Source organism: Chryseobacterium vaccae (genome assembly GCF_009602705.1).
Lineage (GTDB): Bacteria > Bacteroidota > Bacteroidia > Flavobacteriales > Weeksellaceae > Chryseobacterium > Chryseobacterium vaccae.
The window spans coordinates 1614844-1636778 of record NZ_VSWH01000001.1 but is presented as its reverse complement, the minus strand read 5'-3'; the positions used below and the strand labels follow the sequence as shown (position 1 = coordinate 1636778).

The 21935-nt window shown below is 37.9% G+C and carries 10 protein-coding genes; 3 read left to right on the top strand and 7 right to left on the bottom strand.

Annotated elements, in window-relative coordinates; translation table 11 throughout:
• Positions 1 to 15: 15 nt before the first annotated feature.
• Together FW768_RS07330 and FW768_RS07325 are read right to left on the bottom strand one after the other, a co-directional pair.
• Positions 16 to 438 carry a transposase gene (locus FW768_RS07330; protein WP_153394155.1) on the bottom strand — a complete coding sequence of 141 codons (423 nt, stop codon included), beginning with the start codon at positions 436 to 438 and terminating at the stop codon, positions 16 to 18.
• 1178 nt (positions 439 to 1616) lie between these two features.
• Positions 1617 to 3371: a tetratricopeptide repeat protein gene (locus FW768_RS07325; protein ID WP_153394153.1), complete on the bottom strand. Its 1755-nt coding sequence runs from the start codon at positions 3369 to 3371 to the stop codon at positions 1617 to 1619.
• Positions 3372 to 4525: 1154 nt separating this feature from the next.
• On the opposite strand from FW768_RS07325, the gene FW768_RS07320 reads away from it, so the two are divergent.
• On the top strand, positions 4526 to 5965 hold the full coding sequence (locus tag FW768_RS07320; RefSeq protein ID WP_153394151.1) for a T9SS type A sorting domain-containing protein: 1440 nt from the start codon (positions 4526 to 4528) through the stop codon (positions 5963 to 5965).
• Positions 5966 to 6032: 67 nt separating this feature from the next.
• Here the strand turns inward: FW768_RS07320 and FW768_RS07315 are convergent, their stop codons facing one another.
• From FW768_RS07315 to FW768_RS07295, 5 genes are all read right to left on the bottom strand, one after another.
• Positions 6033 to 7832 (bottom strand): BamA/TamA family outer membrane protein, encoded by a 1800-nt coding sequence (locus FW768_RS07315; RefSeq protein ID WP_153394150.1) that lies wholly within the window; start codon positions 7830 to 7832, stop codon positions 6033 to 6035.
• A gap of 149 nt (positions 7833 to 7981) precedes the next feature.
• Positions 7982 to 8680 carry a DUF1826 domain-containing protein gene (locus FW768_RS07310; RefSeq protein WP_153394148.1) on the bottom strand — a complete coding sequence of 233 codons (699 nt, stop codon included), beginning with the start codon at positions 8678 to 8680 and terminating at the stop codon, positions 7982 to 7984.
• A gap of 282 nt (positions 8681 to 8962) precedes the next feature.
• Positions 8963 to 9544: a YdeI/OmpD-associated family protein gene (locus tag FW768_RS07305; protein ID WP_153394146.1), complete on the bottom strand. Its 582-nt coding sequence runs from the start codon at positions 9542 to 9544 to the stop codon at positions 8963 to 8965.
• Positions 9545 to 9720: 176 nt separating this feature from the next.
• Entirely contained in the window at positions 9721 to 11484 is a 1764-nt protein-coding gene (locus FW768_RS07300) for a flavin monoamine oxidase family protein (protein WP_153394144.1), read from the bottom strand.
• Between the two features lie 14 nt (positions 11485 to 11498).
• On the bottom strand, positions 11499 to 12686 hold the full coding sequence (locus tag FW768_RS07295) for an FAD-dependent oxidoreductase (protein ID WP_153394142.1): 1188 nt from the start codon (positions 12684 to 12686) through the stop codon (positions 11499 to 11501).
• A gap of 218 nt (positions 12687 to 12904) precedes the next feature.
• Here FW768_RS07295 and glsA point away from each other — a divergent pair, with 218 nt between their 5' ends.
• Positions 12905 to 13918, top strand: coding sequence for a glutaminase A (glsA, locus tag FW768_RS07290; RefSeq protein WP_153394140.1), 1014 nt, complete (start codon positions 12905 to 12907; stop codon positions 13916 to 13918).
• A gap of 964 nt (positions 13919 to 14882) precedes the next feature.
• Complete coding sequence (locus tag FW768_RS07285; protein ID WP_153394138.1) at positions 14883 to 21917, top strand: type I polyketide synthase; 7035 nt, start codon at positions 14883 to 14885, stop codon at positions 21915 to 21917.
• Positions 21918 to 21935 lie beyond the last annotated feature (18 nt).

Sequence of the window (21935 nt, the reverse complement as noted above, 5' to 3'; positions counted from 1 at the left end):
GTTTTTTTATTGTTTTTACTTCTGTTTTTTGTTTCTTGCCATCCATTTATAGAGTGTTGTTTTGGGTATTTTATATTGTTCTATGACCTGATTCCGGCTCATCTCTTCAGATTGAATCTGTGCAAGAATGAAATCTATAATCTCTTTGGTGTATATATTTTTCCGGAATTGCGGCAGCTGTGATTCCACTTTTAGAACCTGCGGATGTGGGGGAGGAGCATACAGAATAAGATGCTGGGAGTAGATCCTGAAAAAATCATGCTCCAGAAGTTTGCTCCATTTCAGAAGGACTTTGGTATCAAGGATTTTTTCCTGATACATTTTTTTTATTTCTTTTTCTTCAAGCTTCATAAAGTTACAGATACGGGAAATTTCTATTCCACATTCTGCTACTCTCTGACTGATCAGGGATCCTATATGAATGTTTTTAAAGTTCATTTTTCCTGTATTTTTATATCTATTTCTGATGGTGCTATCGTCAATCTGATTGAGAGAATATTTTGGGTATTTTTTATGATTTAGAAACTTTAGAACATAAAAAGCAGGTGTAAAAATACTTATGCCGGAATAACGTATTAAAAATTCAAATCATAGACGTTTTACGGAAGCTAGTGCAGGGTGTTTAATATTTCTGTTCCGTTTTTTTGCTGCAGATTTGCTATCAAGCATATTATTTCTCAGGCGCATAATTAAGATAATTCATATTCTTTAGCAAAGAACATATGGGACGATTTCCGAAATTTTCAGATGTAAATTTTTGAATAATAACAAGATGCCAATAAACGTTTTTACAAATAAGTGTGTTTGATTTTTAGTTAGTTATGTAGAATCTGTGCGTTTTGTTCTGCCTTATTCAGTTGTATTTAAATTAGTTTAAAAGTGATTGAATAAAAGACAATATTAAAGTCAAAAAAGAAGAAGTGTTATTGGCTTTGTCTGAAGATGAAAGTTATATTTACTGCAGCAAAAGGGATTACTTAATATATATGAATTACAAAGGGCATATCCGGGAAAAAAATATTAGCCTGGCTATATAAAAAATAGAAATTCAATGTATATAATCTGGAAATTTAACCTCAGACATTCTTCCTCATTGGTTGAATGACAATGGGGCAGCTTTACAGATCTGGAAATGATGAAAATTGTTTATTTAAATATTTGATTTACAGTATTTTATTTCTAAGTTGTAGAACTGCTGCAATTTTTAAAATAATAGCTATATCAAGTTGAAAATCGCATTTTAAAACTAAATCAAAAAGAGCTTACACAAGTATTAATGGATAGTTCCATTGGATATTTATTGATCGGTGGTGGATACGATGAGTATATTCTATCACCTACTGTGGTAGTGGAGAGTTTTTTGATTTAACAAATATAAAAGAACAAGATAACAAAGATTATAAAGATATTGTTATAGGTGACCAATTCGGGCCATTTTCTTCAAACATCAATGTAGCTCTCGATTTGGCTTTAAAAGCAGTAAAATATTATTATGAACATGAAAGAACAGATCCTTCCCTGACCTGGAAAGAATCTTAATAGCCAATAATACAACATTAAATGCAGCCACTTGAAGAGGGGGGGATTACATTTTAGAAGGGTAGCAGGCTTTTAATTTAGATTGTATTGAGAAAATCGTCCAATTTTTGTTCTTTTCCTAATCCAATTTTTGATTTGATTTTGGTTTTGTATACCCTTACACTTCCCGAAGTAATTCCTTCAAGCAAAGAAACTTCTTTGGATGAAAGATTGAGCTTGAAATAAACACATAAATTAAGTTCCTGTTCTGTAAGACAAGGAAATTGATGAGAAAGTTTTTCCGTAAAGAGCTTGTTTTCCAACGAACTTTCATTCATAAAATCATAGTTTTTATTATCAATCTGGATCAGGTTGTTGATTTTGAACTGTAATTCCTTCAAACTCTCTTCTACATCGGTTTTTTTTGTTCTTCTTATCTTTTTCAGATTCTCAAGAAGAGCTTTTTCGGTTTCAATTTTCAGATTAAGACTTAAGTGGAGATTTTTATTTTTTTCTTTTTGCAGCTGTACATCCTTTTCCAGTAATTTTTTATTGTCTTCCAGTAGAAGCTTTTGTTGTTCCAGAAGTTCTTTTTCTGTTTTATTTTTCTTTTTAGTATACCAGATTAACCAAATTAAGAATAAAACGATAAATAATGCAAGGACCAGAAGAAACCAGTTTCTCTTTTTGTTGTCATCCATTTTATGATCATATTCCTCGTATATTTTTTTTAATACATATTGATATAATGCATCAGAAACCTTGTGCAGTTTCTTTTCAGAAATTGAATTCTGCTCACGCTGTAGAGATTCCATCCTTTTTGAAACCATTTTTAAGTTTTGAAGATCATCCATTTTCAGATAATAACTCTGAAGAATCTCATTGGTGGCTATTTTATAATGGATGGATTTTATTTTAGGTTCCAGATTGATCAGGAAATTAATAACGGCATTATGCTTCTGTTTTTCTCCGGTAATGGTATAAATATCAATCAAACGCCGTGAAGAAGCAATAGCATCCTTATAATAAACTTCTCGATCTTTACAAAACTCTAATTCTGCTGCTAATAATTTTTCTGCCTTTAAATAATCCTGTTGCTCTATAAAATAAGTAGCAAGATTACCACTGAAATAGTGAATATAATATTCTTCTTCCTGATTAAGATTTTTCTTTTTCCTTAAAATATCAATGCCTTTCTGTGCATTTTTGATACCCAATTCTATATTGTTCACCTTTTGATAGACCATACTTATGTTATTGTACATAGAGGCTACATACACAGTATCATCTTTTCTTCCTCTTCTGATATAACCTTCCATAGCCTTATTAAAATAAATCAAAGCTTTACTATAGTTTTTTTCATTGAAATATAATTTTCCCTTTAGATGGTACAGGTGAGGTAATAATAACATTTTGCCTGTCTTTTCATCAGCTTCTATAGCTTTATTCAGAAATTGCATGGACTGCTCCGGAGAGATATTTTCAAATTGATAGGCCAGGTTAAAGTTACAGACAATCGTTATATAGGCATATTGGTCGTCATTCAGACACATAAGTTCATAAATGTACGGGATTTCACCTGCATTAGGAAAAATTCCAAAATTAATAAAAAGATGGCTGTATTTACTGCTGATCAGATAAAGGCGGTTACCGCTTTTTCTGTATTTCTCCAACTCTCTTTTTTCTAATGCTTTTACTTTTTCAGGCTGATTTTTAACAGCAGAAACCTCATCATTGAACTTATAAAGATAATCATTGCCATCTTGTCCGGATGTATTACAGGAGCAGAACAGGTAAAATAATGCTGTAAACGATATAATAATTGTAACCGGAGATAAGTAAATTTTATGCATATAGTGTTTTATATTAAACAAAACAGATATAATATTATTTCTTGTATTATAATCAGTTAACACTTTGCTTATTTTAATTAATTGGTTATTAATATTCTATGAAATATTAGTTAATACTTTTTTTGAAAATATTAGCTATCAATTAATAATTATTAATTATTAATTATTAATACTAAGAAGTAGTGCACTTTATTCATTGCAAAATATTTTTTCTGAGAAATGGTAGTAGCTGGTTAAATTCGTTTTGAAAATAATCTCCTGATTTATAGGTTCCATATGATATAAATGAGTATGTCTTATATAAAGAAACATAGGGAATCTTTTCGGGATTATCCAACACCCAATCTTAGGCTTTGGAAAAACTTTATTTTTGTGTTTCTATATGTACTGGCATTTCTAACAGCATTGATATCAGCTTTGGTATCCGTTAGGATTCAATCTTTTTGCTCCAAAAATGTCTTCCGTAAAGAGTATCCTAAGATATGCATGAAATACCCCAGATTGGTATTGGTTCGCACAAAAATGTTGCGATTTTAACGCTTCATAGGCTGGCCTGTCTTTTTGGGTATTACAATACACCACAATATTGATTTTATCTTCGAAAAGAACCGAATGATAAGGGGCTTCGGTATAAAATAAGATCGAATATTTTTTGAGAGTGTTTGTATAAATTATTTCGAGAATAATTAATTGAGGTAAAGCTTAACTAAAAACAAACTATACCATTTAGTTTAATTACCTGAAAATCAAATATGCTTATTTGTAAAACGGTAATCGTAGGAATGAAAGTTCTTTTTTTGAAAGACTAATAGAGGAACTGGAATAGTGATTTTAACGGTGGGAAATACCTGTATTTCAATAATAATCCTGCCAGGAATGATGATAAACGATATTGTAAAAAGCAGTTTGAGGTACGGTGAAGTATATCTTTTTAGAAACTTTAATGTTATTTTATGCTGATTTTATATCCATGCAAAATAATTCAAATATTAATGAAAAATATTAAATAATAATCTTGTTAAATGCTGTTAATTAGTTGGTTATGATTATTCGGATTGTTAATTGATATAGGCTGATTTCTGAATTTTGCGCATATATACTTTGGATGCACCTATTGAATTGAAATAAATTCGTCAGGTAAATTAAAAAAAATTATGTCACAAATTGTATTTTTCGGAAACAGGCAGAAAACCGCAGTACTCAGTCTTATTGCGTTTTTGTTCGGCTTAAGTGTTATGAATGCCCAGTGCTCTTTAACTGGATGGAAAAAATTCTCACAGGGAGAAACCTTTAGTGTTGCTTTAAAAGAAGATGGAACACTTTGGATGTGGGGACAGAATATTAATGGTATTCTTGGAAATGGTTCTGGTGCAGCAACTATTGTGAAGGTTCCTACACAAATAGGAACGGCTAATGATTGGACAGATATCTCTGTAGGACGTTGGTTTGTTTTAGCAAAAAAATCTGATAACAAGCTTTACGGATGGGGAGACAATCAATATGGCAATTTAGGAATCGGCAATAATACAGCACAGTATTCCCCTGTCATGATCTCTGAAAATGTTAAATCTTTTTCTGCGGGGTATCACCATACCATGATTGTAAAAACAGATGGTACGATGTGGGGAACAGGTTATAATGAATGGGGAAATCTTGGTGCAGGAACAACCCTCGGATATTATAATGTTTGGCAACAGGAAACCTCACTTGCTACGAATTGGGACAAAGCTTCAGCAGGATACTATAACTCATTCGGAATTAAAACAGATGGAACACTTTGGTCAGCTGGTGCCAATGTACAAGGGCAGACAGGTACCGGAGTAACTTCCGGAGCAGCTGTTAATTTTGCGCAGATAGGAACTGATAACAACTGGAAAGATGTTTCTTGCGGGGTTTATCATGTCTTAGGTCTTAAAACAACAGGGAAATTGTTCGGATGGGGATCCAGTGCTAATGGAAGACTAGGAATAGCAGGTGCAGGTTCACAGTTTTTCTATACACCACAGGCTATTGAAGCTGCTTCTGACTATAAGCAGATCGCTACTTCATGGGATGCTTCAGCGATTATGAAAAGTGATAATGGGATTTATGCATTTGGAGTTAATCATAATGGGATTACCGGAGGAACTGCTGGTGACACCTTTAATCTGGCACCTCAACAGGTAGGAACGGATACCAACTGGAAAACATTAGCACTGCGTGTTGGTGGTTATCATTTTGGAGCTGTTAAAGAAGATACTACTGTGTGGGCCTGGGGGGCAGATAATCTGTTTCAATTGGGTAACAGTGATGGAGTAACGGCAGATAAAAATTTCCCTACTCAGGTAAGCTGTTCTGAGTTTCTTGCGGTTAATGAAATAAAAACCAATGAAAGCAAAATTAGCTTATATCCCAACCCTGCAAAAGATAAAGTATTTATCAAACATCAGAAAAAATTGAATCAAATCAAGGTGTATAATACAAATGGGGCATTAGTGAAATCTATCTCAGATTTTGATAATGGCTCAGCAATTAATATCTCTGACTTGCCGGCTGGTGTTTATCTTGTACAGGTAAACAACGAAACTCAAAGTTTCAAATTAATAAAGAAATAAATAATAAATATATTGATGATCAACAGCTTCCACTTGTGGGAGCTGTTTGTGATTTAAACCCTAACCGTCAATTTCCGAAATTAACAAAATGAGGAACTTCCGTGGCAAAACTGTTCATAGGCAGAAGATTATTCCGGTTGCTGTTAAAATCAGAAACTGAATGATCATCAAACGGCACATGAGGATAATAGGTGAAAGAGATCTGGATTCTGTTGAAGACCAAAAACGGATTATTAATTAAAACACCAACTCCTATTTTTGTATTGGTACGGGTTTTCAGAAGTTTTTCATCAGGCATTCCCAGCCAGCCGGCTGCCATCGTTAAATAAGGACTGAAATGGAAATTCTTCCAGGTTTTATTAATAAACATCTGAAGCTGATATCTTAAAACCATTTTTTTAGTTCCTATATAATCCGGATTGTAGACAGGAAACTCATCGGAAGAGGAAAGATTGATTCTGTCTTTATAAGAATAATTATGTTGAGGATTTCCTAATGCTAAAGTAGGAGAAAAAAAATGTCTTACTTTGGCAAATTTCCAGTCCTGAAGATGGGTGAAATAAGTCCCGTCTAAACGGAAAGATTCACGGTTTTGGCTGTCCTCATTAAGGAATCTTCCAAACTGAGCTTTCAGAGTAAAATACCCCAGTTTTGTAAAATTACCGTAAGATGCGGAAACTCCCACATACGGCTTTACCTCCCTGTTTCTTGATAAACCGCCTGCAATAAAACTCACCGATTTCCCATAAGCAATATCCTCCGGAAGGTCATATTGAAAAATATTCTTCTGCACGGAAAATTTTCTGCTAATAAGCCCAACGGACATCAAAAAACTGTTATAAGAGCTGAAATATCTATACTGATCTATTTCCGGACTGTCTTTATACTGATAATTCTGGAATCTTCCTATAATAGCAATATTGCTGGCTACTTTTTCACCCGGATCAGAGGAAACCGGTATCTGATAACCGCCCCATAAATCCTGACTGTATACCTTGATCTGACCTTCCGGAAAAGTAGTATCGGTTTCTGTAGGAAGTGAAACATTTCGCATAAAATATTCAAAAGTAAAGCCACCTGCCCATTTTGTGAGGGGTGAAAAAAAATCTCTCCTCATATTGAAATTGATTCTTTCATTCTTGAGAAAATCCCGTTCACCCAGAATTTGGGCATTAATGTAAGTTCCAAAAAGATTATAAGTGGTGTAACTTCCCAAAAGATAATTTTGTTTTTCTTTGGAATCGTTTCTGTAAAGAAAATCAAGCGTGTGACCTAAACCCAATACATTTTCCTCTCTAATTCCCAGGCCAATCTTACTTCCAGAATAGCTTAGGCTCGGTTTCAGACTCCAGGAATCGAGAATTTTTACAACAACATCAATAGAATCTTTGCCGGAAGTACTGTCGGAAACACTGATGTTAACCCTGTTTATAAAAGGCATTGTTCTCAGCAAACGTTCGGATTCATAGAGTTTCTGGGCATTATATTCTTCCCCTTTCTTAAAAAGAAGATAATTATTAACAGTAGATGCTTTTGTAGCGGAATGAAGTTTGTCTGCTACCCAGTCGTACCATTTTAATTTTTCTTTATGGTTTTGAGAGCCATATCCAAAAGGGTCAATAGTTTCAATACGGACATTTCTGATGTATCTTTTGTTATAGGTCTCCTGCAGGAGTTTTTCGGTTCTGGATTTAACAGAGGATGAATCTGCCTCCCTGCGGAATATGAAACGGTGAATGAATTTGGTGACTTTTCTTTTATCCGAAAATTCCTCTATTTTATAATAAAGCGAATCTTTTTTCTCCTGCGCATTTAAAAAGAAAAAACCACATAAAAATAAAATTAAAGTTATAATCGATCTAGTCATTAGCCATCGGGAATTCAATGAAATTAACAGCATCAATTAATAAGCCAATACCTAATAAAAATAAAGGAATATACTGTCAGAATTATTATTTGATTAATTTTTTTCAATAAGTATTAAATGAAATTCAGGTTGCATCAACAATAAAACCCCTAACAGATTAAAAGCAGCCGGTATTCCCCTTTATTTTCAACAGGCGCTCTGTGCACACAAGGCAGGACTTCCTGCTCAGGATGATCTACCGCCAGACGCCAAAGATGCCCCAGCCCTAAATTAACAGGCTCTGCATTGGGCTTCGGCTGGTAATGCAGATCAAAGAAACAGTCTTTCATGAAAGTCTCAAACTCAGCTTCCGGACCGTCGTGGAGTTCTTTAAGCTTTTCCCTGATTTCCGGAATAAGAATCTTTTGTTCTGCCTGATCATTAGGCAAAATATCACTTGCCGTACCATGATAGGTACATAAAAAGGTATTCGTTCCGATGGGTGATCGATCTACATGATAGGAATAGACATCTGTTGAAATGAAATCGAACTCCTCATCCCGTTCGTAACATTTTAGTAAATTAAGGGTAGGGGACGCTCCGAAATCTGTTAACTGCTGTAAGTCATGTAAGATAATTTCTCTGGCAGTATGGCCTTCTTCTGAGAGCTGCAATGCCAAAAGGTCTTCGGTGGAAACTTCTGTAATATTATCTTTTAGCTGAAGCTTAGATACAATTTCCTTAAAATCTCCGGCTAAATTCCTGTGCCAGCAGATGGCATTCATACTTCCCTGAAAATGGGTGTTAACAAGTTCAGAAAAAGTGGAAACTACTCCGATTTGATCGCTTTTAGAAAATATATCGTCCATATTTAAAGTAAACTGTTACGTCGTTTAATTCTTTGCAAAAATAAGGAATAGACAAGAAGATAAATAGGATGAATTTATTTTATTGATAAACCTCGGTTCAGGGTTGATATAGGTTTGAAGCCGGGAGAGGGAAGAGGAAGGTTATGAAGGTCATTAAGAATAAGTACTGATCTGTTTTAAGATAATTTGATTTTATGATGGCTTTCAATGTCTATAACTAAAAGTAACTTCCAGTCTCCTTCTTCCATCTTCCAGCCTTTCATATTTTATTGTGGATGTCAATCAAAATTGTTTTGGTTTCTTTCCCTGGGCTGCGAGTTCTGCGATTTCATCAACACGTTTCTTTCGGGTTTCCGGCCGTTTGGCAAGAACAATCCATTGTAGCAGCATTTTTTTCATGGATTTGCTAAGGCTTAAAAAATAATCTTCTGAACCTGAATAGTTTTTAAATGCTTCATCCAGGTCTTTAGGAATAGTTAGATCTTCTACGCAGTCTAAAATGGTCCATGAGCCGTTTTGTTTTGCTGTTTTAATCGTTTCATAGCCGGCTTCAGTCATCATTTGGTTGTCAATCAGTCTCTGGATTTTTTCCTTGTTGATTTTTGACCAGGTACTGTTGGGTTTACGCTTGCTGAACAATTGTACAAAAGAGGATTCGTCAATCGTTTTTCTGGTACTGTCGATCCAGCCAAAGCAAAGAGCTTCATCAACCAGTTCGCTCCAGCTTATGGTAGGTAAGCTCGATTTTTTGGTGTTGCAGACAAGCCATATGGATTGTTCCGTCTGATGATTTTCCTGAAGCCATTGGCGCCATTCCGTTTTTGTATTGACATAAACCGTAAGTCTTTCCTTTACTTTTTGCATGGTAATTCCCTGTTATTTTGTCTCTGTTGATTATGTAAATGTAAGAAGGATTTATGACAACAGCCTGTCAGGATGAAAAATCTTTTTGTAAAATCTCATTCTAAAATAAGCATTGTGAGCAATACAATAAAACTCCGGAATGCTCCGGAGCTTTACTGAATATAATGTATTTGTGTTTACCATCCCAGATAATAATCAGGGCTCAGCCAGTACGGCCTGTCCAGTCCGAAATGTTCCTGCAGCATTTTTTCCGCTTCACAGAAAGCTCCTTCCACCCATCCCTGCTGGTCAGAATAAGCTTCTCCACAAATGTGAATCTGTTCATCCGTAATTGGATTTCTCATATAAGGCATAACATCTTTTACAGAGAATCCTGCTTTCCATGCATGGTATCCTGCGCCAAAAGGATCATCAGTCCAGTCTTTAAAATAGGTTACATAAGGCTCCGGTATAGTCAAATCCGGCCCATGCAGTTCCCGAAGCTGGTTCATCAGTTCATTGACCATCAATTGAGTAGCCTGAACATCATCCAATTGATGCAGTTCTTTCAGAGAAGCTGATTGGGTTGCTTTTACTTTAAAAAGAACCTTATCATCGGTAAGAGCTTTCCAGAAGGTTTCAGTTTCCATATCGCCGTAGCTTCCCAGTAGCATAGAATTATCCGTTTCATGATCCGTTCCGAAATAATAGCATTGCCTCATAGGCAGATCACTAATCGAATGTCCCGAATCAATTTTCAGTTTTTTCCACCATGGATGTTCAAAGCCCATTAAGATTTTGAAGGCCGGTTCCATAATGATAGAGCGGATATTTTTATTCAGAGCTGAACTTTCATCACCATTAAAAAAGAAATTGTTCTGATCCATAAGCTCCAGAGACTTTCTAGGCATGGCAAGGACAATTCTGTTGGCATAAACGTTCCATTCTTTGTTGGTTTGCAGGTTCAGAAACGTCAGCAGGTATTTATGCGTATGAGTTAAAGGATGCTCTTTGGTGAACGTCAGCAGTTTATTTTCAGACCAGATGCAGGCCTCTTTATTTTCCATATAAGAATTGGCGACTGCGTAGGCAATGCTGTCATATCCTTCTTCAATGGTTTTGTAAATAGTTCCTGCCGAAAAATCTCCAACCATATAAGGAAATGCTTCCGCAGAATTCCAGTTGATGGTATTTGAATAGTATCCACCCGCATTGGCCAGAAACTCATATCCTTCCTGTGATACCTGGTCTTTGATCAGATTCCAGAAACCAATATCATTTACCTTGCGGTTATTGTAAGGAGAACCGGGAAAATTGTACATTAATTTTGGTTTTATATCATCCCAGTCTTTACTGGTCAGTTCAAAAGAATAATCATAAATTGAAGCTCCTTTGATGATTTTGCTTCTATAGGTCTTGGCAACCCATGAATCAGCCATTAAAACATCATAGATAATTTTATTGAACAGCTGGTCTGAGCTGAATCCGTCGTCGTCATCATTCAGATAATACCGGGTCGCCAGCTTTTTATTTTCTCTCTGTGCAACCGTCCATGCATCCTGTTTGAAACGTTCTTTACGAAGATACATCAACAGCTTTGAAGGATCGCCCATTGGAAAAGGGATGGGTGTCATTTTATCTTTCAGGACAGGAGTTCGTTTGTTCAGATCGCTTTCTGTGAGAGGGTAGCCTTCAATGAGTGTTGTTACTATTTCCTGGGAAGTCAGGTAGCGCATCCCGCCCAATTCGCCCCAGAAATTCATCCCGGGCATAATGACAGATTCCAGTCTTCCGCCCAGCTTATTGCTCATATCGAAGATCTGTACTTCACTGGCTTTAAATCTTTGATCAGTTACCAGACGATAAGCTGTATACAGTCCGGAAGTTCCGGCTCCGATAACAGCGACTTCTATTTTTAGATCAGGATGCATTCCTGAATTCAATGGCGTGTTTTTATTCATGGTTGTATGGTTTTTTAAATGGCTTGAAAATATTTGCGTCCTAAGCGGAAAGGTTTAATATTAAAATCTGTTTTTCCGTCTAAGGCAAGATCAGACATGATTTTTCCTAAAAAAGGGGTGAATTTTGCAGCCCACCCGGTAGCATATACCACGATGTTTTTATAATTGGAAACATAAGGAGGGGCAAAATCTATCAGCAGTTCCTTATCAGGAATCGTACTTAAAGCAATAAGGCATGTGGAAGTGTATTCCGGTTGTGTACTTAGCCCTGTCATATGGGTCTGTATCCATTCAGAAGTATAGGCCAGTTCCTGCGGATTGGGAATTAAAGTCCTGTCATTAGGTTCCTCTAAGGGGTTGATGACAAAATCCGGTGCTACCCGGATGTATTCCGGATGATCCCAGTCAACAGAAGGGAAGCCATAAAACTGATTGCCGTTTTTTTCTATAGAATTCTGGAAGACAAACCAGGTCGGGTACTGTATCTCAGGATCTGTCTTTTTAAAATAAGCAGAAGACATATTCCAGTAAGTCGCTTCTATTTTAAAATCCAGTAAATTAATCACACTGTTGATGTACGGACCAGGAATAATGGCCAGTTTTTTGGTAATATAAATTCCGTGAGGTGTAGTAATCTCAAAGAGTTCGCCTTTGGGATTAATTTGAAGAACAGGCGAGTTCTCCTCCAGATGAACCGTTTCTTCTTTTGTGCACAGATTCAAAAGCGTTTCAAGAGTTGCTTTAAAATTGATGCTGGCTCCATCCGGTTGAAATAGTCCGGTATAATTCTCCGGAAGGTTTCTGAAGTGGTATTTTTGCTCAATTTCTTTTGCGGTAAGAGTTGTGTAAGGGACTTTTAATGCTTTTAAAGACGCTTCAGCTTCAGCAATATTTCCTTCAGTGGAATGTACCTCAGGATCTCCAAACCAAAGGGTACCTACCTTATCAAGAAGCTGTGTAGACGTTTCTTTCTGCAGTTCATCCCAATACGGTTGTGATTCCAGAGCCATTTGCACCATATATTCATCCGGATAGGGGATTCGGAACTGGCGGGAAACTCCGGCTGAACTTCCCAATTGATTCATAAAAGTAAACTGCTCCAGAACTAGGGCTTTTGCCTTTCTTTTACCCAGATGATAAGCCGTGGCCAGGCCTATTGCTCCTCCTCCGATGACGATAACGTCGTAGTTTTCTGTGATCATGTGTTATTTGTTTTTGTGGTCTCACACAGATATGAAAATACCTGAGCATGACAAAGTAACAAAGATGAAAACACCTGTTGTAGAGTATAAATCAGTAATTGAAGCTTTGGGTATAAATACTGAACAGAATGTATTTCTCAAAGAATAACCTCCACAAGACAAAATATTTTATCTTTGCTTCCGGGACTTATCCCAATAGATAATTGAAAATATTCTACATGAAAAAAAATAGCATTCTGTTTTCAGCAAAAGGAATCTTTATAGCGGCTTTTCTGTCTTTTAACACAATGGCTTATGCCCAGAAAACGGTAGACGTTCCGGTAGTTTCAGAAAAAGTATTAAGCAGTATTTTGGAAAAGAACAGAACGTATTATACACAGGGTAAAGTAGCCGATTATATTCCTGAGCTGGGAAAAATGGATGCTAAGGCAATTGCCTTTTCAGTAGTGGATAAAAATGGGAAAGTGCTGAACGTAGGCGATGTTCACAAGAAATTTACCATGCAGAGCATTTCCAAGATTATTGCCCTCATGATTGCGGTAAATGAAAGAGGAGAGGCTGATGTCTTTAATAAAATGGGCTATTTCGGATCCGATAAGCCCTTCAATCATTTTTCCAATCTGGAAACAACCGGAAAACCGCTTAATCCGATGATGAACGCAGGAGCTATCCTTACTGTTTCACTGATTTCCGGAGAAGGAGAAAAGCCATTCCTTAAAGTATTGGATATGGTACGTTACATTACGAAAAACACGTCAATTGATTACAGTAAATCCGTTTATGAATCGGAAAAATCTACCGGCCATCGTAACCGGGGAATGTTTTATCTGATGAAAAATAACGGACTGATCTCAGGAGATGAAGACCAGTTAGATAACTATTTCAAACAGTGTTCCATTGAACTGACCGCAGAAGACCTGGCCAAGATCGGATATTTCTTTGCGAATCAGTGTACCCGTTTTGATGGAGATTCCACCTACAAAAACGCAGAAACTGCCAAATTAATAGAATCACAGATGCTGATTGCCGGAATGTATGAGTTCAGTGGAGAATATGCCCGCACGGTTGGACTTCCAAGTAAATCTGGTGTAGGAGGCGGAATTACCGTAAGTGTACCTGGAAAAATGGGAATAGGAGTATTCAGCCCTTCATTAGATCAGCATGGAAACTCGTTGGCAGGATATCATATGATTTTGGATCTGGTAAAGCAGTATAACCTGAGTATATTTTAATATATTTTTTGATATTAAGAATTTCCCATAGATACCTCGGATTACACGGGTCTTTGTAGGATCTTTTGTCTCGCAGATGTGGCAGATAACGCATATTTTTTTAATGTATTGTTGGTTTAACGCTAAAGGGCGCAAAGAAATTAAAGCATTATGCTGCTTTTAAGGCGCCAGAAAATCAAAGATTTTCAGTAGTTTTTTGAACAATGATCAACTATTTAAGAATCAAAAACCAGCCGAAGGCTAATCCATCGCTTCATCGGATCAACGGAGTTGATTCTACGCTTTGCTCCCTAAAATATGTGCAAAGAAGCCAAGACTTTGCGTTACAAAAAGTGATATCAATACCATCAGAAAAGCATAAAGCTAAGAACAGAATCAGCAGTCATAAAATCCTACTTGATCTCAAATTTATTCTGAAAGTCTATGATAACAACCTGAAATTACGATGCAATCATAACTTCCATTCTTTAGCCCATTTTCCATCATGTTAAATTTTCAAAAATAGAAAGATAATTTCCCACTGTATTTTGAATTTTTTTTAAATAAACTGGGAATTCGTATCTGTTTCATCCTGAATTGACTAATGAATTTTGGCTCATTTTAACTCCTCTTTTGAATATATTACATTTTTGTAATATTGAAAAAAGTAATCACTTATTATTGAAATATTTTGTTTTTTATTTCTATATTTGCCTAATATTATTTAATTATAATTGTTTATAATTATAATACTAGGATTGTGCCCTATTGTTTCGAGGATTAATAATATAAATTGTTTTATTTTAATTTTATTTGACTGAATAATAATTTATTATTAAAAAATTATTATCAAATTTCATTTATGATTGAAAATATAATATAATTTATCTATTTTTATTCCGTCATAATTTTCTGCTTTTTTCACCAATAAAAAGTGGGCTTATGATATGGAATTTCCAATTTATTACTTCAATACTATAGATGCATGAAAAACTTAACCATTATTGGATTAACACCCTTTGAAAAACCCGATGTCAATCTTTTGCCTAAATTGCATCAGGCGGGTGCGTTTCCCGTTCTAAACTTAGGATATGAACTGGCTGCTGCTCAGGAAGCACTGGATCACACCGATATGCCTTCTTATGGTATTTGTCTTGTTGACGATCGGTTTTTATCCCTTCAGATTCCTGAAAAAGTAAAATTTGCCATTCTGCCATGTGGTGCTTCGTTAAATGTAGCTACAGATTTACCGGTTATCTGCCAGGTAAGCAGTCTCGAAGAAGCCAGAAAAGCAGAAGAATTAGGGGCAACAGGAATTATTGTTAAAGGAAACGAAGCTGCCGGGCTTGTGGGCTATGAGTCAACATTTGTGCTGTTTCAGCGCGTAATTAAAGAGATTACTACTATTCCTGTTTGGGTACAGGGAGGGATAGGAATTCATACGGCAGCAGCAGTAAAAGCTCTTGGAGCAACAGGAGTGGTGCTGGACAGTCAGCTGGCTCTGTTTCAGGAAACCAATGTTCCGCAGGATATCAAAGATCTCTGCTCAAAATTGAACGGAACAGAAACCAGGATTATAGCCAATCATCGTGTACTGGTAAGGCCTAATTCACCCGTGTTACCGGAAAATATCACAGCTGAAGAACTTACGGAATATTTTAACGGTTTTGATCTTAACAGTAACTATATCCCAATGGGGCAGGATATTTCCTTAGCCATAGATCTGTATGAAGATTTTAAAAGTCTTAAAAAACTGGTCTTCGGATTCAAAGAAGCAATGTACGGACATCTGAAACAGGCAAAAGCCCTTCAGGTAATTGATGAAAACAATGCGATGGCAAAGCAGTTTAACCTGCGTTATCCTATTGCTCAGGGACCAATGACCCGTGTAAGCGATGTTCCTTTATTTGCCGATGCTGTAGCAGAAGCAGGAGCGTTGCCTTTTGTTGCGTTGTCTTTACTGAAAGGACAAGCTGCGAAATCTCTGGTAATGGAAACCAAAAGACTGGCCGGGGAAAAAACATGGGGAGTAGGGATCTTAGGATTTGCACCTCAGGAACTCCGTGAAGAGCAGACATCTTATATATTGGAGGCCAAACCACCTGTGGTTCTCATTGCCGGAGGAAGACCCGCTCAGGCCAAAGTATTTGAAAAAGCCGGAATTACAGCATTTCTTCACGTCCCATCTCCTGCATTACTGGATATTTTCCTGAAAGAAGGAGCCACTAACTTCATATTTGAAGGAAGGGAATGTGGTGGTCACGTAGGCCCGCTTTCAAGCATGGTACTTTGGGAAAAACAGATCGAAAGGATCTTAAAAGAAGAACACCCTGAAAAAATCAGTGTATTTTTTGCAGGGGGAATCCATAATGCCTTTTCAACAGCATTCGTTTCTGTGATGGCAGCTCCATTGGCAGCAAGAGGTGTAAAAGTAGGTGTATTGATGGGAACAGCTTATCTCTACACGAAGGAAGCTGTCCTTACAGGGGCTATCCAAGAAGAATTCCAATTGCAGGCTATGCAGGCAAAAGATACCGTTCTGCTTGAAACAGCACCGGGACATGAAACACGCTGCCTGAATACTGCTTTTGCTCATCACTTCAATGCAGAAAAAGCAAAATTGCTGGCTGCCGGAGCTGATAAAAAAGAAGTTTGGGAACAGCTTGAAAAATTAAATGTAGGCCGTCTGAGAATTGCAGCGAAAGGGGTAGAGCGCCAGGGAGATCAGTTGGTGAATATTCCTAAAAATGATCAGCTTGACCTGGGAATGTACATGATCGGACAGGTAGCTACCATGCATAACCGTGTGATCACTCTTGACAGCCTTCACCACGACGTAAGCATCAACAACTATGAATATATCAGAAACGCTGAACTTCCGGAACTTCCGGTATCAGGTGAAAAACCACTGGATATTGCCGTTGTTGGGATGGAATGTATCTTCCCGGGAGCTAAAAACCTTCAGGAGTACTGGCGTAACATCATTCTTGGAAAAGACAGCGTAACAGAAGTCCCGGATGAAAGATGGAATAAAGATCTTTATTACCATCCGGATTCAGACGGACCGGACGTGTCCCATTCCAAATGGGGAGGATTTATCCCTAAAATAGATTTCGATCCGCTGGCATTCGGAATTCCGCCACAGTCTCTTGCTGCTATTGAACCAACACAATTGCTGACCTTATTGGTTGCCAAACGGGCAATGGAGGATGCCGGTTATGGAGAAAAACACATCAACAGAGAAAATATTTCTGTAATTATTGGGGCTGAAGGAGGTAATGACCTTGCCAACAGTTATAGTTTCAGAGGCTATTATAAACAGGTTTTCGGTGAACTTCATGAAGAAGTGAAAGAAGCTTTCCCGCATACCACAGAAGATTCTTTCCCGGGTATTCTGGCCAATGTAATTGCAGGCCGTATTACCAACCGTCTGGATCTTGGCGGAAGAAACTTTACCGTAGATGCAGCCTGTGCATCCTCTCTGGCAGCTATTGATCTGGCATGTCAGGAGCTTGTATTAGGAAAATCTGATATGGTGCTTGCCGGAGGCGCAGACTTACACAACGGGATTAACGATTACCTGATGTTTTCCAGTACCCATGCACTTTCCAGAAAAGGAAGATGTGCAACATTTGACGGTGAGGCTGACGGTATTGCCTTGGGAGAAGGCGTTGCAATCCTCGTTTTAAAAAGATATGAAGATGCATTACGTGACGGTGACCGTATCTATTCCGTAATCAAAGGAGTAGGCGGATCCAGTGACGGAAAAGCACTGGGGCTTACAGCTCCGCGAAAGGTAGGGCAGGTGCGTGCTTTAGAACGTGCGTATGCCCAGGCTGGTATTAGTCCGGCAGCGGTTGGATTGATAGAAGCTCACGGAACAGGAACCGTAGTGGGGGACAAAACAGAGCTTAGCGCTTTAACCAACCTGTTCAGTTATTCAGGAGCTTTGCCGGGACAGACTCATTTAGGATCAGTAAAAACACAGATAGGGCATACGAAGTGTGCTGCCGGATTAGCAGGTTTAATTAAAGCTTCTCTTGCAGTTTATCACGGGGTAAAACCACCAACACTTCACCTTCAGAAGCCTAATACTTATTACAATCCGGAAACCAGTCCATTCTCTTTCCATGCAGAAACGGGATTATGGACTGAAAAGAACCGTTATGCGGGAATCAGTGCCTTTGGATTTGGAGGAACCAATTTCCACACGGTCATTGCCAACCATCCGAAACAGGATGATTCCATTGCCATGCAGTCGTGGCCTTCAGAACTATTTGTATTCCGTGGGGATACTTATGAAGAAGCCAAAGGACAGTCAGGTCATATCAAAGCCTTACTGGAAGTCAATGACGGTATTCCGTTAAAAGATATTGCATATAGTTTAAGCATCAGTTCAGAAAAACCAATTCAGTTCAGTATCGTTGCAGACACTGCTGAAGATCTGATGATGAAGCTTGAATTGGTATTATTAGGAATCGAAACCAAAGATACCTTCACCGTTAATAAAAAAGAAGGTAAAGTAGCCTTTACATTCCCCGGACAGGGAAGCCAGAGAATTAATATGGCCCGTGATCTGTTCGTAGTGTTCCCGGCAATGCGTAGGCTTATTGATGAATATCCTGAACTTGAAAAAGTAGTTTTCCCTTCTGCAACATTCAATGAAGCAGATTTAAAACAACAGAAAGAAACCATTAAAGATACCCGCCTGGCACAGCCGCTTTTAGGAATTGTTGATCTGGCATTGGCAAAATTCTTAGAGTCATTAGGGATCATTCCGGATATGCTGGCTGGTCACAGCTATGGTGAATTGCCTGCACTATGTTTTTCAGGAGTATTTGGAGAAGATCAATTGGTTGACTTAAGTATTCAGAGAGCTCAGTCTATTTTAAATTCAGTAGAAGGCGGAGATCCGGGTTCAATGCTCGCAGCAAGTGCTACCCATGAACGTTTACAACCCATCCTGGCTAAAGCGGAAGGGTGTTATCCGGTTAACTTCAATGCTCCTAATCAATGTGTCATTGCAGGAACTACAGAAGCTATCCATAAACTATTGGAAGCCCTTAAACAGGAAGGTATTTCTGCTAAGAAACTTGAAGTGGCTTGTGCATTCCACAGCCCCTTACTGGCAAAATCAAAAGATTTATATGCTGAGGTATTAAAAGACATTCCTTTTCAGGAAATGCAGATCCCTGTATGGTCCAATACCACAGCAGAAGTATATCCGGCAGATCCTTCAGACATCAAAGAAAGACTGACTGAACATCTGGTACAGCCTGTAAGATTCGTAGAGCAGCTTCAGGCGATGTATAACGACGGTGCAAGAATCTTTATCGAGGTAGGACCTGGAAAAGTACTTACCGGATTAACCAAATCATGTCTTGAAAAAGATCAGCTGACCTTATATGTTGAAGACAGCAGCCGTAATAAATTTACCCATTTGCTTTGCATGTTGGCCCAATATTTAGGAACAGGCCGAAACTTCAATATTGAGAAACTTTTTGATGGCCGCAGCGTTCAGCTTATCGATATCAATCAGCCTGAACTGTATAAGAAAAATCCTGCCATTTGGCGGGTGAACGGACAAGCTGCACATCCGACAACAGGTTCACTGCCTGCTAATGGTGCACTCCCTATTATAAATCCTATTCCCATGAACAATTTTACTACTAATAATACTACACAAAACCCTGCTCCGGAAAGCTTATCTACAGCTGAACGTATGCTGCAGGAATATTTAAACAGCATGAAATTAATGATACAGGCACAGCGTGATGTGATGCTCTCCTTTATGGGACAGAATCCTCAGGCGAATCCGATGCCTGTTTATAATAGCCCAATGCCTGCTCCTGCTCCTGAACGTATGATTCCTGTGCAGCCTGTTCATCAGGAAAGAGCGGTTGCGGTGGCAGCCTCTGCGGTTGCCGTAAAATCAGCTCCTACAAGAGATATCAAAGCATTATTATTGCAGGTAGTAAGCGATAAAACAGGCTATCCGAAGGAAATGCTGGGCATGGAAATGGATCTTGAAGCTGATCTGAGCATCGATTCCATTAAAAGAGTGGAAATCATAGGAACCCTTCGTAATGAATTGGGAACATTAGGTAACGGCAGTACCAATGAAGATATGGTGATGGAACAATTGGCAGGAGTCAAAACCCTGAGCGGATTAGTTTCATGGCTTACTGAATTCTCCGGAGCAGATACATCAACAACTCCTGAAAAAAACGGAACCGCAGTTGAAAATACTTCAGAACCACAGGCAAAATCTGCTTTATCCCTGGAAGACCTTCAAAATGCTATTCTCAATATCGTAAGTGAAAAAACAGGCTATCCGAAAGAGATGCTAGGACTTGATCTGGATCTGGAAGCAGACCTTAGTATCGATTCCATCAAACGTATGGAGATCATTGCAGATCTTAAAAATAAGATCGGTTTTGGTGAAAATCTTGAGCAGGCTGATGATGTAATGGAAAAACTGGCGGCCATTAAGACCCTTCGCGGACTGGCTGGCTGGATCAGTGAAATGAACGGTGATACCCATGAAGTAAAAAAAGAAATAAAGGAAGAAATCACTCCTGAAGCTGCCAATAATGTATTATCACGTCTTCGTTTTGACATTACACCTACCGATGCTTCCTCAGTACAAAATACGGAAACCCTTCAGGGAAAACGTTTTGCCATCACTCAGGATGACAGCAAACAAACTTCTGCAATCAAAAATGAACTGGAAAAACATGGAGCTATCGTAGAATTGGTAGATACAGAAAAAGATCTTTCAAATGTTGATGGATTAATCATGCTGGACCTATTCTCAGCCGTTGATAAGCCAAGCATTATTGATCATGTTGATTTAATTAAAAAACTTGATTTTGACAAAGTAAAATGGGTATATCTGATCTCTGATATTCCTGCCCATCTTCAGGAAATCACTGATGTAAGTGTTTTACGCCATCACCAGGGATATCCCGGACTTTTCAAAAGTTTAGCAAGGGAATTTGAAAATACAACCTGCAGACTGATCAGCCTGAATACACCACAGGAAATGGATCAGATCGCTGAAATTACGCTAAAGGAAATACTGATCAACGATAAACCGGCTGAGGTTATTTATAAAAACGAAAAAAGACATAAGGTCAATATTATCCCTTCACCATTGTCTACAAGCTTAAATGAAGCTCATATTCAGTTAGATCAGAAATCAGTGGTGCTGGTACTTGGAGGAGCACAGGGAATTACTGCGGAATTGGTGAAACACATGTCTCAGACCTATCCGTGCACTTATATTCTGGTTGGAAGATCAGCAGATCCGAGAAACGGAAACATGGTAAAAGAATTGGAAACAATGAAAACCAAGGAAGAAATAAGAAGTTATCTTATCAAATCCGGAGCATTCACTTCCCCTGCCGAAATAGAAAAAGAAACCATCAGAGTTTACAAAAATAACCAGATTCTGCGCACGATCCGCGATATGGAGGCACTTGGAAACACAATTGTTTATCAATCATTAGATCTTTGTGACGAAGAAGGCTTAAGCAATCTGATCAGCAGTATTTATGAACAATACAACCGTTTGGATGGAGTGATTCACGGAGCAGGTCTTTTAGAAGATAAATTATTCAAGCAAAAGACAACTTCTTCATTCGGACGTGTGTTTGATACCAAAGTAAAACCGTTGCGTGTACTAGCAGAACAGCTTCATACAGACTGCCAGTTCGTTGTATTATTCTCAAGTATTGCTTCTGTATACGGTAATAAAGGCCAGACCGATTATGCGGCTGCCAACAGTGTTTTGGATGATTACGCTAATGCTTTGAATAAAAGATTGAAAGGAAAAGTAATCTCCATCAACTGGGGCCCGTGGAAAGGAGCCGGTATGGTTTCTTCCACCCTCGAATCAGAATACGAACGCCGTGGAATTTCCATGATTCCGTTGGATGAAGGAAAAGAAATCTTCCTTAACGAGATCAGATACGGAACAGAAAGTCAGGTATTGATTATGTCAGGAAACAACTGGTAAACCTCTGTACAGAACCCA

Bases quoted from the DNA above. Each gene is read 5' to 3' on its own strand.
- FW768_RS07285 (WP_153394138.1), top strand. From the start codon at position 14,883: ATGAAAAACTTAACCATTATTGGATTAACACCCTTTGAAAAACCCGAT.
- FW768_RS07305 (WP_153394146.1), bottom strand. From the start codon at position 9,544: ATGCAAAAAGTAAAGGAAAGACTTACGGTTTATGTCAATACAAAAACG.
- FW768_RS07310 (WP_153394148.1), bottom strand. From the start codon at position 8,680: ATGGACGATATATTTTCTAAAAGCGATCAAATCGGAGTAGTTTCCACT.
- FW768_RS07320 (WP_153394151.1), top strand. From the start codon at position 4,526: ATGTCACAAATTGTATTTTTCGGAAACAGGCAGAAAACCGCAGTACTC.
- glsA (WP_153394140.1), top strand. From the start codon at position 12,905: ATGAAAAAAAATAGCATTCTGTTTTCAGCAAAAGGAATCTTTATAGCG.
- FW768_RS07325 (WP_153394153.1), bottom strand. From the start codon at position 3,371: ATGCATAAAATTTACTTATCTCCGGTTACAATTATTATATCGTTTACA.
- FW768_RS07300 (WP_153394144.1), bottom strand. From the start codon at position 11,484: ATGAATAAAAACACGCCATTGAATTCAGGAATGCATCCTGATCTAAAA.
- FW768_RS07295 (WP_153394142.1), bottom strand. From the start codon at position 12,686: ATGATCACAGAAAACTACGACGTTATCGTCATCGGAGGAGGAGCAATA.
- FW768_RS07330 (WP_153394155.1), bottom strand. From the start codon at position 438: ATGAACTTTAAAAACATTCATATAGGATCCCTGATCAGTCAGAGAGTA.
- FW768_RS07315 (WP_153394150.1), bottom strand. From the start codon at position 7,832: ATGACTAGATCGATTATAACTTTAATTTTATTTTTATGTGGTTTTTTC.